This window comes from Aminivibrio pyruvatiphilus (assembly GCF_004366815.1).
Taxonomy (GTDB): domain Bacteria; phylum Synergistota; class Synergistia; order Synergistales; family Aminobacteriaceae; genus Aminivibrio; species Aminivibrio pyruvatiphilus.
On the sequence record NZ_SORI01000022.1, the window covers coordinates 19403 to 36203 of the forward strand.

Annotated in this window: 15 protein-coding genes; 10 read left to right on the forward strand and 5 right to left on the reverse strand. The window is 62.4% G+C overall.

Translation table 11 applies throughout. The annotated features are described in order from the left end of the window. Window positions 1-3 precede the first annotated feature (3 nt). The 3 genes from C8D99_RS12820 to C8D99_RS12830 form a co-directional block, all read right to left on the reverse strand. The gene (locus tag C8D99_RS12820; RefSeq protein WP_133958899.1) at window positions 4-1188 is read right to left on the reverse strand and encodes an NAD(P)-dependent malic enzyme; all 1185 of its coding nucleotides are present in this window, start codon (window positions 1186-1188) and stop codon (window positions 4-6) included. Between the two features lie 294 nt (window positions 1189-1482). Continuing rightward, entirely contained in the window at window positions 1483-2760 is a 1278-nt protein-coding gene (locus tag C8D99_RS12825; protein ID WP_133958900.1) for a serine hydroxymethyltransferase, read from the reverse strand. A gap of 50 nt (window positions 2761-2810) precedes the next feature. After that, window positions 2811-3233 carry a PaaI family thioesterase gene (locus tag C8D99_RS12830; protein WP_133958901.1) on the reverse strand — a complete coding sequence of 141 codons (423 nt, stop codon included), beginning with the start codon at window positions 3231-3233 and terminating at the stop codon, window positions 2811-2813. 98 nt (window positions 3234-3331) lie between these two features. Here C8D99_RS12830 and C8D99_RS12835 point away from each other — a divergent pair, with 98 nt between their 5' ends. Both C8D99_RS12835 and C8D99_RS12840 read left to right on the forward strand, forming a co-directional pair. Further along, window positions 3332-3607 carry a hypothetical protein gene (locus tag C8D99_RS12835; protein ID WP_133958902.1) on the forward strand — a complete coding sequence of 92 codons (276 nt, stop codon included), beginning with the start codon at window positions 3332-3334 and terminating at the stop codon, window positions 3605-3607. Beyond that, window positions 3604-5211 (forward strand): amidohydrolase, encoded by a 1608-nt coding sequence (locus C8D99_RS12840; RefSeq protein ID WP_133958903.1) that lies wholly within the window; start codon window positions 3604-3606, stop codon window positions 5209-5211. Before C8D99_RS12835 ends, C8D99_RS12840 begins: the two co-directional genes overlap by 4 nt. Here C8D99_RS12840 and C8D99_RS12845 read toward each other — a convergent pair. Then, window positions 5208-5501: a ubiquitin family protein gene (locus tag C8D99_RS12845; protein ID WP_133958904.1), complete on the reverse strand. Its 294-nt coding sequence runs from the start codon at window positions 5499-5501 to the stop codon at window positions 5208-5210. The genes C8D99_RS12840 and C8D99_RS12845 overlap by 4 nt on opposite strands. A 128-nt stretch (window positions 5502-5629) precedes the next feature. Between C8D99_RS12845 and C8D99_RS12850 the strand changes: the two genes are divergently transcribed. From C8D99_RS12850 to C8D99_RS12885, 8 genes are all read left to right on the forward strand, one after another. After that, a complete protein-coding gene (locus C8D99_RS12850) occupies window positions 5630-7897 on the forward strand; it encodes an FAD-dependent oxidoreductase (RefSeq protein ID WP_133958905.1) in 2268 nt (755 codons plus the stop codon). Between the two features lies 1 nt (window position 7898). Beyond that, window positions 7899-8480, forward strand: coding sequence for a DUF1847 domain-containing protein (locus C8D99_RS12855; protein WP_133958906.1), 582 nt, complete (start codon window positions 7899-7901; stop codon window positions 8478-8480). Window positions 8481-8497: 17 nt separating this feature from the next. Further along, window positions 8498-11065, forward strand: a complete 2568-nt coding sequence (locus C8D99_RS12860) for a hybrid sensor histidine kinase/response regulator (RefSeq protein ID WP_133958907.1) — start codon at window positions 8498-8500, stop codon at window positions 11063-11065. Window positions 11066-11448: 383 nt separating this feature from the next. After that, a complete protein-coding gene (gene dapA, locus C8D99_RS12865; RefSeq protein ID WP_133958908.1) occupies window positions 11449-12333 on the forward strand; it encodes a 4-hydroxy-tetrahydrodipicolinate synthase in 885 nt (294 codons plus the stop codon). Then, complete coding sequence (locus C8D99_RS12870) at window positions 12330-12983, forward strand: 4-hydroxy-tetrahydrodipicolinate reductase (RefSeq protein ID WP_133958909.1); 654 nt, start codon at window positions 12330-12332, stop codon at window positions 12981-12983. The genes dapA and C8D99_RS12870 overlap by 4 nt, the downstream gene beginning before the upstream one ends. Further along, window positions 12962-13663 (forward strand): 2,3,4,5-tetrahydropyridine-2,6-dicarboxylate N-acetyltransferase, encoded by a 702-nt coding sequence (gene dapD / locus C8D99_RS12875; RefSeq protein WP_133958910.1) that lies wholly within the window; start codon window positions 12962-12964, stop codon window positions 13661-13663. Before C8D99_RS12870 ends, dapD begins: the two co-directional genes overlap by 22 nt. Before the next feature lie 30 nt (window positions 13664-13693). Next, window positions 13694-14899 carry an aspartate kinase gene (locus tag C8D99_RS12880; RefSeq protein ID WP_133958911.1) on the forward strand — a complete coding sequence of 402 codons (1206 nt, stop codon included), beginning with the start codon at window positions 13694-13696 and terminating at the stop codon, window positions 14897-14899. Beyond that, entirely contained in the window at window positions 14896-15996 is a 1101-nt protein-coding gene (locus C8D99_RS12885; protein ID WP_243833939.1) for an aspartate aminotransferase family protein, read from the forward strand. The genes C8D99_RS12880 and C8D99_RS12885 overlap by 4 nt, the downstream gene beginning before the upstream one ends. Here C8D99_RS12885 and C8D99_RS12890 read toward each other — a convergent pair. Next, window positions 15993-16799, reverse strand: coding sequence for a GNAT family N-acetyltransferase (locus C8D99_RS12890; RefSeq protein WP_133958912.1), 807 nt, complete (start codon window positions 16797-16799; stop codon window positions 15993-15995). The genes C8D99_RS12885 and C8D99_RS12890 overlap by 4 nt on opposite strands. Window positions 16800-16801 lie beyond the last annotated feature (2 nt).

Here is a 16801-nt window from a genome sequence, read left to right on the forward strand (position 1 = left end):
GAATCAGATTCTTGCCACCCCCGTCTTCCTGGCGGCTTCCGCGACCGCCGCGGCGATGGCGGGGACGACCCTTTCGTCCATGACCTCGGTGATGATTCTGTCCGGCCGCAGTTCGTCCTCCGGCACCAGCCCGGCGAGGGCGTAGGCGGCGGCGAGCTTCATCTCCTCGTTGATGACCGAGGCCCGCACGTCCAGGGCTCCCCTGAAGATTCCGGGGAAACCGAGGCAGTTGTTGATCTGGTTGGGGAAGTCGCTTCTTCCCGTGGCCACCACGGCGGCTCCAGCGGCGAGGGCCTCGTCGGGGTAGATCTCCGGGGTGGGGTTTGCCATGGCGAAAATGATGGCCTTCGGGGCCATGGTCTTCACCATATCCTGGTCGATGATTCCGGGGCCGGAGAGACCGAGGAACACGTCTGCGCCCTTCATCACGTCGGCCACGGAGCCCTTCTCCCTGTTGGGATTGGAAGTCCCGGCGAGCTCTTCCTTGGCCCAGTTCATGTGTTCCGTGCGCCCCTTGTAGATGGCGCCGCCCCGGTCGCAGAGAATGACGTTCTTCGCCCCGGCGGACATGAGGAACTTGCAGATGGCCGTACCGGCGGCGCCGGCTCCCGTCATGACGATTTTAACGTTGCCGATGTCCTTTCCCACCACTTTCAGGGCGTTCAGCAGCCCGGAGAGAACGATGACGGCCGTTCCGTGCTGGTCGTCGTGGAATATGGGAATGTCCGCTATCTCCTGGAGCTTCCGTTCGACTTCGAAGCACCGTGGGGCCGCGATATCCTCGAGGTTCACCCCGCCGAAGGAGGAGAGGATGAGGGCGGCGGTCCTGACGATCTCGTCGGTATCCTTGGAATTGATGCAGATGGGGAAGGCGTCAATGTCGGCGAAGCGCTTGAAGAGGATGGACTTGCCCTCCATGACGGGAAGGGCCGCGTCGGGACCGATGTCGCCCAGGCCGAGAACCGCCGTCCCGTCGGTGATGACGGCCACCATGTTGGCCTTGGAGGTCACTTCGAAGATGGAATCCCTGTTCCGCCCGATCTCCCTGCAGGGTTCGGCCACTCCGGGAGTGTAGGCCAGGGCCAGGTCGGCCATGGAGTTGACGGGCATCTTGCTTTCGATGGCCACCTTGCCCTTTTTCGCCCTGTGCAGATCCAGGGACTTTGCGTAGACTTCCTCGCTTCTCATGAAAGAACCTCCTTCGCGGAAATGAAAAATATATAAGGTCGCACTGCAGATTTCAGGAACCCACAACAGGTATTCTAACACTATCAGGGAAAATCGCCGTACATTTAGGACTGATTCATGGTGCGGCGAGGCAAGGGAAGCCGGTTTTCGACATAAGGAAGAGCATCTGACTGGTATACCATGGAAGCCAAATGTTTTCAGTCAGATTATATTCACAAATCATCAAATTTGTCAAACTTTTCCCTGCCGCCTGTCTAAATCAGCAGTGTTTCCAGGCAGAGGGAGTGCTCTGCGCTACAGGAGATCCCTGGAGAGGAAGGGAGACGCCGCCAGCTCCTCCCGGGTCATGTACAGCGGGTGGTCCAGGCAAAGACGGAGAACACTCTCCCTGTACGATGGACCTTCTGCGGGCTTCTTTTCCAGCAGGTCGGCGGCGATGCGGGCCGTTTCCTCCGCATCGCCGCCGGTGAAGCCCCGGCTTGTGACGCCCGCGAGACCGATGCGGATGCCGCTGGTGACGGTGGGCTTTTCCGGGTCGAAGGGGATGAGGTTCATGTTCACCGTGATCCCGGCGGCATGGAGGAGATCTTCGGCTTCCCTGCCCGTGAGGCCCTTGCTGCGGAGGTCCACCAGCATCAGGTGGTTGTCCGTGCCGCCCGAAACGAGGCTGAACCCCCGGGACGTCAGGACCGAGGCGAACCTGGCGGCGTTCTCCACCGTCCGCCGGCCGTAGTTCCGGAAGTCCTCCGTCATGGCGAGCCTGAAGGTCAGGGCTTTTCCCGCCATGATCTGGGGGATGGGACCTCCCTGGATGCCGGGGAAGATGGCCTTGTCGATCCTGGAGGCGAATTCCTTCCGGCAGAGGATGTTGCCTCCCCGGGCGCCCCGCATGGTCTTCGTGGTGGTGAAGGTGACGAAATGGGCGTGGGGGACGGGGCTGGGATGGACTCCCGCCGCCACGAGGCCGGCGATGTGGGCCATGTCCACCAGGAAATAGGCCCCCACTTTATCGGCGATCCCGGCGAACCGGGCGAAGTCGATGACCCTGGGGTAGGCGCTCCCTCCGGCGATGATCATCTTCGGGCGGTGTTCCAGGGCGAGCCTTTCGGCCTCGTCATAGTCGATCCGGCCCGTCTCCCTGTCCACGCCGTAGCTGAAGGCCCGGAAGAACTTTCCGGAGATGTTCACAGCCGTTCCGTGGGACAGGTGTCCCCCGTGCCGGAGGTCCATGCCGAGGATGACGTCACCGGGTTCGAGCATGGCCATGAACACGGCGAGGTTCGCGTTCACCCCGGAATGGGGCTGGACGTTGGCGTGCTCCGCTCCGAAGAGGGTCTTGGCCCGCTCGATGGCGAGGCTTTCCACCACGTCGATGAACCGGCATCCTCCATGGTACCGCTTTCCGGGGTAGCCTTCGGCGTACTTGTTGGTGAGCACCGATCCCTGGGCTTCGAGGATCACCTCCGGGACGAAGTTTTCCGACGCGATGAGCTCGATGGTGAGGTTCTGCCGTGCCTTTTCCCCCTCAATCGCCTCGGCGAGTTCGGGGTCGATGAACGATACGAGATTCATGGGTCTTCGTCAGCCTCCTTGGGCAATATTCGGCTCCCGGTTTCGGCGGGTCAGCTTCCGCCGCCGGGCATCCTGATGAACAGGGCGGTCGCTTCGGCCACCGTTTTCCCCCTGTCATCGGCCATCCGTGCCGCTGTGGTGATTTTCCGCCCCGACTGCCTGTCCACCTTTCCTTCCACCACGTATTCCTTTCCTTCCTGCACGGGGCGGAGGTACCGGACGGACATCTCTCCCGTCACCGCCCATGTGCCGATGGTTTTCCTCACGGCCCACGCCATGGCGTCGTCGAACACCGAGGCGATGATGCCCCCGTGGACCATGCCCTCGTAGCCGCACCACGTGGTATCCGGCCGTATGCGGATTTCCGTCCTGTGTTCCTCTTCGTTCCAGTAAATCTCCACGCCGAGGCTCCGGCTGTTTTCCTCCGGGGAACCGCAGACGAAGCATCCCCTGGACCGGGGCATTTTTTCCATGGAATCCTGCTCCTTTCGGGAAGTAGCTCATTCAATTATATCCGAAGGGGCCTCGGACGGTATAATGGATTCCACCACACTGCCCGGGAGGGATAGACATGCGCATCGCAGGCATGAGGGAAGATGACGACGGAAGCTGCCTGTACCTTGTCGAGGGGGAAGCACCCTCGGGGGAGAGGCTGCTTTTTCTTTACGACGAGAACGGCAGGGAGGCCCGTCCGGCGGAACGGGCCGAGGCGGAAACCCTTTTCCGGGAGGGGCTCCTGGAGCGGTGCTCCCTTCCGGCGGAGGAGGTTTTCTTCCCCGACGAACTGGAGGACCTGGAAAGGATGCTTCTTTCCGCGGCAAAGAAAGAGGAGGAGGAAGAGAAATGAGCAAAACCGTTTTTTTCAACGGAAAAATATACACGCCCCGAGGCACGGCCGAAGCGCTCCTTGCGGAAGGGCAGACCATCGCTGCAGTGGGACGGAACAGGGAAGTGCTCGAAAGGGCGGAGGGGGCCGAGAGGATAGACCTGGGCGGGAGGCTCATGCTCCCAGGATTTATCGACGGACACATGCATTTTCTTGCCTATGCCCTTTCACTGGAGCAGGCGGACCTCACGGGGTGCCGCTCCGTCCCCGAGGTCCGGGACAGGCTGAAGTCTTTCCTGGACAGGGAAAAGCCCGTCTCCGGAGAGTGGGTTTCCGGCCGGGGGTGGAACCACGAACATTTCGGAGAGCCCCGGATCTTCACCCGGGACGACCTGGACGACCTGGTTCCCTCAAACCCCGTGATCCTGTCCCGGGTGTGCGGCCACGTGGCGGTGCTCAATTCGAAAGCCCTTGAGATCCTGGGGATCACCGGCGACAGCCGCTTTCCCGGGGGGGTGGTGGACCTGGACGGCGCGGGGCATCCCACGGGCGTCATCCGGGAGACCGCGGTGGAATGGGTCCATTCCCGGAAACCCCTGCCGGACAGGGAGAAGCTCCGGAGGCTCGTGGCCAGGGCAGGTACGGCGGCGGCGGCGGCAGGGCTGACCTCCATCCATTCCGACGACCTGGGCTCCGTGGGGGGAGACTTCGAAACCATTCTCGGCCTCTATCTGGGCCTGGACGCGGAAGGGAAGATGCCCGTCAGGATAACGGAACAGCTCCTCCTCAGAAACAGGAAGGCCCTTGACCGGTTCCTGGCTTCGGGGTGGAGGACCGGCGACGGAAGCCCCGCCTTCCACATCGGCCCCCTCAAGATCCTGACCGACGGGTCCATGGGGGGGAGAACGGCCTTCCTGCGGGAGGAATACTCCGACATGCCGGGAGTCTACGGCGTGCCCATCTACGGGGCGGAGGAGCTGAACGACCTCGTCTGGACCGCCCACAGCGCGGGGATGCAGGTAGCCCTCCACGCCATCGGCGACGGCGCCCTGGACATGTGTCTCGACGCCCTGGAAAAGGCCAGGGAACGGAACCTGAGGAAGGCCCGCCATTATATCGTCCACTGCCAGATGGGGGATATGGATCAGTACCACAGGATGGCCCGCCTCGGCGTGGGGGCCGCCATCCAGCCTCCCTTCGTTCCCTCGGACCGTCCCATGGCCCTGCGGAGGATCGGGGAGGACCGGGCCCGCAGGGGATACGCCTGGAAGACCCTCCTTGACCTGGGGATTTTTCTCTCGGGGGGCTCGGACTGCCCGGTGGAGACCTTCGACCCCCTCTGGGGCATCTATACTGCCGTCACGCGGAAAGACCGGGACGGTGTTCCCGAAGGGGGATGGAACCCGGCCCAGAAGCTCACCGTGGAGGAGGCGGTGGACCTGTACACCAGGGGAGGGGCCTACGCCTCCTTCGAGGAGCACAAAAAGGGAACCCTCCAGGCGGGCAGGCTCGCCGACCTGGCCGTGCTCGACAGGGACATCTTTTCGGTTCCCCTGGAGGAGATTCCCGCCGGGAAAGCCGTGCTGACCATGATGGGAGGAAAGATCACCTTCCGGGATTTCTAGCCTCCCGACAGGGGAAGATGAAATCGGACCTCCCCTCCCCCGGGGAGAGGGAGGTCCCTGTTCCGGGCCAGGAACTTCCCGTCGGCGCCGAAGGCCAGGATGCCCCGGTGGAGGCACCCCGCCTCTTCGTCCCACATGGACGGGGGGATATGGCCGGCGAACCGCTCCCGGATTCCGTCGAGGACATCGCCGTAGACAGGGTTTTCCGGAAGCTCGAGGACGACGGCTTCACCGGAGGTCACCCCGAGGTTCATGGCGAGGACGCCGAAAAATCTGACTGTATATTGCATGGATATTCCTCCTTTCCCGCTCTCTCCGGCTTCTATTGTACATGGCCGGTCTCCGGGATTGAACGGCTCTCCGGATTATGCAATAATCTGGCTGAACTATAACAAATCTGCAAGAAGGAGCGTTCGCCATGAATAAGACTTCCCCGCGCCTGTTCCGGACCCTTGTTTTTTCTCCTTCAACGGTCAGAAGAATGGTTCTTCTCCTCCTTCTCCTCCCGGCGGTGCTTTTTCCCCTGTCCCAGGCACGGGCCTCGGAGGCGGGACGGCTCTCCTGCGACGTGGTGGTCGCCGGCGGAGGTGCCGGGGGGATCAGCGCCGCCATAGCCGCGGCGAGGCTGGGTGTGAGGGTGATCCTTCTCGAGGAGACGGAATGGCTCGGCGGTCAGATGACTGCAGCGGGTGTCTCCACCATGGACGATCTCAGCGGAAACAGGACCGGCCTGTACGGCGAATTTTACGAGAATGTCCTGTTCCATTATTTCATGAAGGGAAAGTCCGTCTCCACATGTTACTGGGACGGGAGCACCATGGCCTTCGAACCTTCCGTGGGCAGGGACATCCTTGTCCGGATGGCGAAGGATGCGGCAAAGGAAGCTTCCTCAGGAGGAAAAAAAGGAAGCCTGGACATTTTCTACCGGTCCAGGGTTACCGCTGTCCGCAGGGAGGGACCGGCAGTCCGCGGAGTCACGGCGGACATGGACGGGCGAAGGATGATTATAGACTGTTCCGTCCTCATCGATGCCACCGAGTGGGGCGACGTGATCCCCCTGGCGGGGGCCCTCTACCGGGCGGGGAACTCCCTGAGTCCCATGATCTCGCCGAAGAGCCGAATCCAGGACATCACGTGGCTTGCCGTCATGAAAAAATACCCCGGAGGGATCCCTTCCTCCCTGAAGCTCCGGAATCCCCCCCCGGGATATGAGCGGTACCTCCCCGGATTCAGGAAGATCGTGACGAAGAACGGCAACTCCTTCAGGAGCTATCCCCTCCGTCTTCCCGTGGATTTTGCCACACACAACGGCTACCGGGGACTTCCCGATTCCTCCAATCCCGGAAACTACGATGCCTCGACCCCCGAGGGATGGTCCGCCATCACGAAGACCGGCATCAACTGGGCCAACGACTACCCTGGAAGCGAGAAGTGGGAGGGACGGGGGGGCCTTCCCGCGGCCTACCTGGAGGATCCGGAATTCCGCAGGAAGGCCGGCGCCGCTGCCCTGATGAAAACCCTCTCTTTTCTTTATTATGTCCAGAACGAACTCGGGGAGCCCTGGTCCGTGGCGGACGACGAGTACTCTTCGTCCGCACCGCTGGACACCGCCAGAGGAATCGTTCCCGATGAGTACGCCGAAATCCTCCGCCGTTTTCCCCCCATTCCCTACGTAAGGGAAAGCCGCAGGATCGTCGGCCTCGAGACCCCCGCGTCACGGGACGTGCGCCTGAACTCCGAGAGCTACCGGGACGGACGGGACGGACGGGAAGTTGCCGGGGCCATTGCCATCGGAGGCTACATTCTCGATCTTCATGCCGGGGACGAAGATGTGGATTTGGAAGCCGAATTCGGTGAAACCGCTTCCTCCATCAAAACTGACATGCCTCGGGGGCCCTTCCAGGTTCCCTTCGGCAGTCTTGTGTCCAGGAACGTGGACGGTCTTCTCGCGGCGGAAAAGAACATCTCCATGTCGCGGCTCGTCGCCGGCGCCTTCAGGCTTCAGCCCATCTCCATGCTCACGGGCCAGGCGGCCGGCACCACTGCCGCTCTCTCCGTGCTGACGGGCATCCCTCCCCGGGCGCTGGATCCCCGGAAGGTTCAAAAATCCCTCCTCGAGGCAGGCAGTGCCCTCTCCCTGTGCGATTATTCCGACGTTCCGAGGGACCACCCCTTCTGGCCGGGAGTCCAGATGTCGAACCTCTACGGGTGGATCGCCCCCGAGGAGCTTCCCTCGGCCCCCTCCGCGAAGATCGACGATATTTACAACCACAAGGTAGTGAGGGCCCGGCTCTACGGTCTTGACAAGGGGACCTTCGGGGTAAACTCACCCCTGACCGGAACGGAGGCCGAAGAACTTTTCCGGAAAGCCTTTTCCGGCCCGCAGGCGGCGGGCCCCCTGCTGTACCCCGGGAGCGGCCCGGCGTCCTTCGTTACGCGGGGGGAATTCTGCTCCGCCCTGGCCAGGGCCCTGGGCTACCGGAACCTTCCCCGGGATACCCGGCCCCGCTATGCTGACATTCAGGAGGAGTCCCGGCTCTTCGGTCCGGTACACTTCCTCGCCGAACGGGGCGTTCTCGACCGGGCGGCCAGGGGGGGCGTGTTCATGCCAGATTCCTTCGTCACCAGGGGGGCGGCGGCCGATATGATCATGAGGGCGGTTACGGCCCCAAAAGGAGGAAATTGACATGAAGTGCCACCTGTGCGAGGCGAAGGGGTGCTCCAGGGGAGAGCCCTGCAGCCCGGGGAAAGGAACGGAACTGTATGACGGGGAGGACCTCCGTCTCCTGAAAACCGCTTCCGACGTGGAGGCGCTCTACTATTGCACCCTGAACCGTCTTGAGGAGATCATGGAATTCGCCCGGAGGATGGAGTACAAAACCCTGGGGATCGCCTTCTGCGTCGGTTTTTCCGACGAGGCGGCCCTTCTGGGGGACATGCTTTCGCAGGAGTTCGAGGTTCATTCCGCCTGCTGCAAGGTCTGCTCCATGACGAAAGACGAGATAGGCGCCGTCAGGCGTCCCTGGATCGGCGCCGTCTCCTGCAACCCGGCGGAGCAGGCCCGGCTTCTCGACGAGGCGGGGTCTCAATTCAGCATCGTCCTCGGTCTCTGTGTCGGTCACGACAGCATCTTTTACCGCCATTCAAAGGCCCCGGTCACGACCTTCGTGGTCAAGGACAGGGTCCTTGGGCACAACCCCGCGGCGGTGCTCTACAGCCGGTACCTCAGGAAAAACCTGAAGCGTTCTCCTGCGGAGAGGACCGTGTAATCTTCGGGGGCCGGGACATGACGAAGGACAGCCGGAATTCGGGATCACCTCCGCCGGCCGGCCGGAAAGGGGAGCGAAGGACTCCCTCTCTATCCCTGAAGGCGGTCCTTGTCCTCTCCTTTCTGGCGGTCACCATCCTCGGGACCGGCCTGGCAGGATTTCTCTCCTACCGGAACACCAGGGAATCCCTGTCGGGAATGGCCTCCATGCTGTGCCGGGACATGGCTGTCCGTGTAAGGGAACATGTCCTCTCCTTCCTTGCCGCACCCGAGATCATCAACAGGATGAATTCCCGGGCCCTGGCTGAAGGGATTTTTGATCCCCGGGACATGAAAAGTCTCCAGTCCTTTTTCAGGCAGCAGCTGGACGCTTTTCCAACGGTGTCCAGCATCTATTTCGGGAACCCCCGGGGAGGAGTCGTGAACAGCGGCAGGGAGGGACCCGGGGAACCGCCGTATGTCATCGAGACGGAGGATTTCGCCGCAGGAACCTTCAGGAAATATGCCGTGGACCGGGACGGTAATAAAACGAGACTTCTCTCCGAACTGCCGGGATTCGACGGCAGGACAAGGGCCTGGTACACGGCGGCGGAAAAAAAGGGAAAACCTTCATGGAGCAGCCCCTATGTTCTGTTCACGGGCCATGACGTGGCGGTGACAGCTTCCCGCCCCGTCTACGACCCGGCGGGCACTCTCCTGGGGGTGGCCGCCGTGGACGTTTTCCTCTCCCGAATCACCGCTTTCCTCTCTTCCCTAGAGACCGGAATTCCGGGGAAGGCCTTCATTCTCGACGGCGAAGGATTCCTCGTGGCCTCCTCTTCGGGAGAAAGACCCTTTACAGCCGACAGCAAGGAAGGGGTTCGCAGGATCAGGGGCACGGAGAGCTCCAGCGAGTACGTCCGGCTTTCTTCCCGTGAGGTGGAGGCCTGGCGCAGGGGGGAGAAACTCTTCCCCTCGGGTGTTCCTCTCGAAACGGAAATTCAGTCGGAAGAGGATCCCTTCTATATCCACGCCTCCCGGCTCTCAGAGGGTGAAGCATTCGACTGGATAGTAGTCGTGGCTATTCCGGAAAGCGCCTTTCTCGGCGGAATCAGGAGGAACTTCAGGGATTCAGGTGTTCTTGCGGCGGGGGCATTCCTCTTTGCCGTGCTCCTCGGCGTTCTGATCTCCAGGAAAATTGCCTCCCCGATCGGTGGGCTGAACGAGGCGGCCCGGGCACTTGCCCTTGGTGAGACTCCCGTTGATGTTTCCGGGGACTGCGGGATCAGGGAAGTGCGGGAACTGGCCTTTTCCTTCCGGAAGATGGCGGACCGGCTCCGGGAAACAATCCGGGGGTTGGAGGAGGAAGTCGAACGAAGGGAAAAAAGCGAGGAGGAACTCAGAAAGGCGAAAAATGCAGCCGAGGAGGGAAGCCGGGCGAAGAGCACCTTTATTGCCAATATGAGCCACGAGATCCGGACCCCTATGAACGGGGTGATCGGTTTTACCGACCTTCTCGGTGACACTCCCCTCAACGAGGAACAGAAGGGGTACCTCGAAAATGTGAAGGTGTCCGCAGCGGGGCTGATGGACGTAATTTCCGGCATCCTCGACATCTCCAGGATCGAGGCGGGGACCTTCAGTCTGGAAGAGGAGGAGACGGATCTTCGCCTCCTTCTCCGGGAAACGTTGGTCATGGTGCGGCACGAAGCTGAGATGAAGGGGCTGGATGTCACCCTCTCCCTCCCCGACAACCTTCCGGCCGCGGTAATGATTGATCCCGTAAGGATACGGCAGGTTCTCCTGAATCTCCTGGGAAACGGAGTCAAGTTCACCGAAAAGGGAGAGGTGAAGCTGTCGGTCAGCTTCCGTCCGGGACAGAGCGGAAAATGTCTCTTCACCTTCTCGGTCTCGGACACGGGACCCGGTATTCCTTCCTATGACCTGAAGAGAATCTTCGAGCCCTTTTACCAGTCTGACGGGGCGAATACAAGAAAGTTCGGCGGACTGGGCCTCGGCCTCGCCATTTCCGACGGCATCCTGAAGCAAATGGACAGCTTTCTCTCCGTGGAGAGCAGCCCCGGCCGGGGAAGCCGATTCTTCTTCACCATTGCGGCATCCTGCAGAAATATGAGTGAAGAGCAGACGGACAGCGGAATGACAGGGACCCATCCCCTGCAGGAGAGCAGGGAAAGCCGTCCCGGAACGGAGGCCGCCGGTTTCGCAGGGAAAGTCATCCTGCTGGCGGAGGATGTGAAGATGAACAGGAAGCTCCTCCGGATCCTTCTCTCCCGCCTGGCTCCCGAAGCGGAAATCCTGGAGGCCTCCGACGGCCGGGAAGCGGTGCGGCTGTTCCGTGAAAGACATCCCGGACTTGTATTTATGGACATCCACATGCCCGGGATGAGCGGCTGCGAGGCGGCGGCGGCGATCCGCGGAATGGAGGGTGCATCGGGTACTGGACCGTTCATCGTGGCCCTGACAGCGGATATCTCCAGGGAGGCGGAGGAGGAGTGCCTGCGGTCGGGAATGAACGCCTTCCTGACCAAGCCCGTGGAAAGGGAGGATGTTCGGTCAATACTCGAACGTTTTCTTTCCGGGGAATGATCCCTGCATTCCCGGCAGATTTTCATACGGCAGATTGGCTATTGACAAAGAAGCGGTCTTTGCATAAAATCTCCAAATATATCTGAAAAGGCGATGAACCGGTATGTTCTTTTCCGGTCGTCCGGCGACAGAGAGGGGCGTTCAGCGGCTGAGAGGCGTCCCCGCCGGGAGGAAATGGACGAAAAGGCCGGTGAGCCGGAATGGAAAGGGCAGCCGTTAAAGAGCGGTTCCCGGAGTACATTCCCGGTCCGGGCTCCCGTCATCGGGCCCGAGCGGGACATGGGTTTTATTTCATGTCCAATTAGGGTGGTACCGCGAGTTTCGGCTCGTCCCTTCGGGGACGGGCCGTTTTTTATATCCCGACAACAACAGGAGGTGCGGAGATGTTTGGAGGAACAGGTACTGCAGTGGTAACCCCGTTTAAAGAGGGCGGCGTGGATTTCGAGAGTTTCGGGCGTTTCCTGAACTGGCAGATCGAAAACGGTGTTGAGTTCCTTGTGGTCCTTGGCACCACCGGGGAAAGTCCCACCGTCACCGCAGCGGAGAGGGCGGAGATCATCACCTTTGCCGTGAAGGCGGCGGCGGGGAGAGTGCCGGTGGTCATCGGCACGGGCACCAATTCCACGGCCAGCACCATAGCCCTGTCCCAGCAGGCCGAGGGACTGGGGGCCGACGGTGTGCTCGTGGTGACCCCGTATTACAACAAGCCCACCCAGGAAGGGCTGTACCAGCATTTCAAGGCAGTCGCGGCGGCGATAAAGATCCCCCTCATCGTCTATAACGTGCCGGGCCGCACAGGGACGAACATCCTCCCCGAGACGGTCCACAGGCTGAGCAGGCTGCTCAACGTGGCAGGAATAAAGGAAGCTGCCGGAGACGTGGCCCAGATCGACACCCTGGTCCGGCTCATCAAAAAGGACCGTCCCGATTTCGCCGTTCTTTCCGGGAACGACGACCAGGCGTTCCATCTCGTGAACTCCGGCGGCGACGGAGTCATCTCCGTGCTGTCCAACGTCATGCCCCGGGAGACGTCGGACATGATCCGGCTGGCCCTCGCCGGGGAGGTGGAGAAGGCCCGGGAGCTCCATCACAGGATGTTCCCCCTCATGAAGAACCTCTTCGTGGAGGCGAACCCCATTCCCGTGAAGTATGCGGTGAACCGCCTCGGGCTCTGCCGGAACGAACTCCGGCTTCCCCTGGTTCCCGCCACGGAGAAGTGCATGGCTGTCATCGACGAGTCCCTGAAGGAGTGCGGGGTGAGCCTATGAGATACGGCCTCGTGGGGGCGTCGGGGCGCATGGGGGCGGAGATCCGGAAGGCCTTCGCCTCCCATGAGCTCTGCTATACCCTCGATATCGGCGGAGAGACATGCGAAGGCACGCCCGAGGTCATGGTGGACTTTTCCCTGCCCTCTGCCCTCGGCGCCACCCTGGACGCGGTGCGGCGCTTTTCCTGCGCCCTCGTGCTGGGCACCACCGGGATCACCCCGGAACAGATGGACGAGGTGCGGTACGTTGCCCGGTCCGCGGCGGTGGTCCAGAGTTTCAACTTCGCGGCCGGGGTGACCCTGTTCAAGATGATCCTCCGGGAATTCGGGCCCCTTTTCGCAGACTGGGACGCGGAGATGAGCGAGACCCACCACAACAGGAAAAAGGACGCCCCTTCCGGGACGGCCATCCTCCTTCGGGAGGCCCTCGGGCGGGACTGCCCCACCCATTCACTCAGGATGGGCGGCGTTCCCGGGGACCACACGGTGTCCTTCGCCAACGAGGGAGAGGTGTTCACCCTGACCCACAGGGCCATCTCCCGGAGCGTGTTCGCCCTGGGAGCCCTTCGGGCGGCGGAATTCGCCGCCGGGGCGAAGCCCGGATTCTATTCTTTCGAGGAGGTCCTCACATGCGGACGGAAGATATCATAAGGCTCATCAAGGAATCGAAGAAGAAAACGCCCTGCATCGCCTACGTCTCCGGGGACCTCGATGAAATGGACGCCGGCGGCGTTGCCTTTGTCGGCGGGAAGGATTTCGGCATTCTGGCGGGAGACCGGGCGGAGGTCGAGAAAATCCTGTCGGAGAACGCCCCGAAAATCAGGTCGGTCCACGTGGAGACCAGGGCGCGGAATTCCGCTGTTCCCCTGGCGGACCTGACGAAATACGAAGCCCGGATCGAGCCCGGCGCGGTGATCCGGGACATGGTGGAGATCGGCAAGGCCGCCGTGGTGATGATGGGTGCCGTGATCAACATCGGCGCCGTCATCGGAGAGCGGACCATGATCGACATGAACGCAGTGGTGGGCGGAAGAGCCCAGATCGGGGCGGACTGCCACATCGGCGCCGGGGCGGTGGTGGCGGGAGTCATCGAACCGCCGAGCGCCACCCCCGTGGTGATCGAGGACAAGGTCCTCGTGGGGGCGAACGCCGTCATCCTCGAGGGCGTCAGGGTCGGCACCGGGGCAGTGGTGGCGGCGGGGGCCATGGTGACGAAGGATGTTCCCCCAAGGACCGTGGTGGCGGGTTCCCCCGCCAGGGTGGTCAAGGACGTGGACGAAAAGACGGAATCCAAGACGGAGATCGTGCAGGATCTCCGCAACCTGAAGTAGCCGGACACGCGGCGGAGGAGAGGACCGGAAGTGATCGTACAGAAGTATGGCGGGTCGTCGGTGGCCACGGCGGAGAAGATCCGGGGCGTGGCCGAGAGAATCAAGCAGAGGGTGGACCGGGGAGAAAAGCTTGTGGTGGTGGTCTCCGCCATGGGGAAGACCACGAACTCCCTTATCGCCCTGGCGGAGCAGGTTTCGCAGGAGCCGTCCCCCAGGGAGCTGGATATGCTCCTGGCCACGGGGGAGCAGGTGACTTCCGCCCTCCTCGCCATGGCACTGTGCGACATGGGTATACCGGCCCTCTCCTACAACGCCTTCCAGCTCGGGCTGACCACCACGGGCAGCTTCAACAACGCCCGGATCATGGACCTGAACCTGTCCAGGCTGAGGATGCAGCTCGAGCGGAGGAGCGTCCTCGTGGTGACCGGGTTCCAGGGTGTCACACCCGAAGGCGATGTCACCACCCTGGGCAGGGGCGGCTCGGACACGTCGGCGGTGGCCATCGCCGCCAAGTGCGGCTGCCCCTGCGAGATCTACAGCGACGTGCCGGGGGTGTTCACCTGCGACCCGAACAGGGTCCCCGGAGCCCGGAAGCTCGATTACATCACCTACGACGAAATGCTGGAACTGTCGTCCCTGGGGGCGAAGGTACTCCATTCCAGGGCCGTGGAAATCGCAAAAAAATACTCGGTGGACCTGTACTGCGGCTCCACCTTCTCCGATGAAAGGGGGACCTGCGTAGTGAATTCCCTTCCCGAGTGGCTCGAGCAGCCCGTCGTTTCGGGCGTGACCACCGACAGCAACCAGACGAGGCTCACCATATCCCGCCTTCCCCGGTCCATGGAGGCCCTGAGCGCGCTCTTCACCGGGCTGGCTGAGCAGGGAGTGAACGTGGACATGATCTCCACGGTGAACGAGAACGGCCATTCCCATCTCACCTTCACCGTGGTGGACGCCACGGAAAAGGCGGTGCTCAGGACGGTGAGGGACGTTCTTGCTCCCTGGGAAGGATGGTCCGTGTCCGAAGACCGCAACGTGGTAAAGGTCTCCGCCGTGGGAGTGGGGATGAAGTCAGCCCCCGGAGTGGCCGCGCGGTTCATCTCCGCCCTGAGCCGGAAGGGGATCGCCATGCTGGGGACCACCACGTCGGAAATCAAAATTTCCGCCCTCGTGGCCACGGAGGACGGCAACGCAGCCCTCCGCGCCCTGGTGGAAGAGTTCGGTCTGGGGGAATGATGCCGATGCTGTCTCCCGTCTATTCTCCCTGGAACCTTTCAGTGGAGCGGGCCGAGGGAATGAAGGTCTATACGGACAGGGGCGTCTTCCTGGACGCTTTTTCCGGCATCGGCGTCCTCCCCCTGGGGCACAGCCATCCCGACGTGGTCCGGGCGGTGGCTGAAAAGGCTGCCCGGTTTACCCATCTCTCCAACTACTTTCTCGATCCCGACGCAGTCACCGTGGCGGAACAGCTCGTCGCCATGACGGGGCGCCCCGGGGAGGTCTACTTCTCCAACTCCGGCGCCGAAGCGAACGAGGCCGCCCTCAAGGCGGTGAAGAAGCACAGGAAGGGGGTCATAGTCTCCTTCGAGGGGAACTTCCACGGAAGAACCCTCGGCGCCCTCTCCGTCACCTGGGGCCCCTCCATGAGAAAACCCTTCGAACCCCTCGTTCCCGGGTGCGTTTTCCTTCCCCTGCGGGGAGGCATGCTCCTCGACTTCGCCGAAGAATACGATGTGGCGGCCGTTTTCCTGGAGTGCGTCCAGGGAAACAGCGGCGTGATCCCTGTCCCCGGCGAGCTGGCCGAGGCGGTGAAGATATTGCAGCGGGACAAGGGGGTCCTTGTCGCCGCCGACGAGATTCAGGCCGGGCTCGGCCGGACGGGAAAAAACTTCTCCTATGAACACTGGGGACTGGCCCCGGACATCGTCACCATCGGCAAGGGCATCGGCGGAGGGCTGCCCCTCGGCGCGGCGGTCTTCTGCGGATGGTCTCCCTTCAGCCCCGGAGACCACGGGTCCACCTTCGCCCCCAATCCCGTTTCCCTGGCGGCGGGGAAGGCGGTGCTCTCCCATCTCACCCCGGCCTTTCTCGGGGAGGTTGCCCGCAAGGGGGAAAGGTTCGGCAAGCGCCTTTCGGAACTTCCCTGGGCCGGGGAGGTGCGGGGAAAAGGCCTCATGATCGGCGTCGTCACGGATGATGCCGCCGGAGTGAAGCAGCGGGCCTTCGAAAAAGGAGTGCTCCTCAACGCGGCGGGAGGGGCACTCCGGTTCCTGCCCTCCCTCGCCGCCACAGACGAGGAACTGGACGAACTGGTTGACAGGCTGAACTTCTAGCAGGCGTCAGGGTGAGGCGAGTGGACCAGGAACCGCCCGCACTCCCGGAAACCGTATTTTCTGTAGAGAGGGAACCCCATGGGGGAGGCCTGGAGGGCCACGGCGGAACAGCCGGCCTCCCGGGCCTCCTTCAGTGTTCTGTCAAGAAGCCGGTTTCCCAGGCCCAGGCGGCGGAATTCCGGCAGCACGGAAAAATAGAAGAGTCCCGCGGTCTTCCCCGGCAGGGTCAGCAGGGCCGTCGCAGCCGGCCTGCCCCGGAAGGAAAGGGTCAGCAGCCGGAATCTGTCCCGGACGGGCTCTTCCGTCATGGACGCCGCAAAGGCGGCGAAGGCTTCCAGGTGATGCGGTTCCGATCCGAACCCTTCAAGGGAGGAAGCGGCCCACTCCGCGGCCTCTCCTGAGGTGCGGCAGACCGAAATGTCCCCGCCGGAAAACGGAGGCGCGGCGTTCCGCCCTTCCCTGAGTCGAAGAAGCATGGCCGGGGGCGAACACCGGAGGGGAAGCCCTGCCCGGGCAACTTCGCCGCTTTCGGAGAGAGCTTCCGTTCCGGGGGATATCCACCAGGTGAAGGGCATGTTTTCCGAGGCGAAGAAGGACAATGCCTCGGCGGCCATGGCTGCCCCGTTTCCCTTTTTTGTTCTCAGGGCGTAGTTCTGGTCCGGGATGGCCGTTCCTGTGGAGAGGAGGAACACGCCTTGGCTCTCCTTGGCCCGGCACGAAGAAAGGGTTCTCCAGAGCCTCAGCGATGCCTCAAATGTCTGGGCGGCTTCGGCGGCGGCCTGCTTTTCATTGAAATGCTCCATGC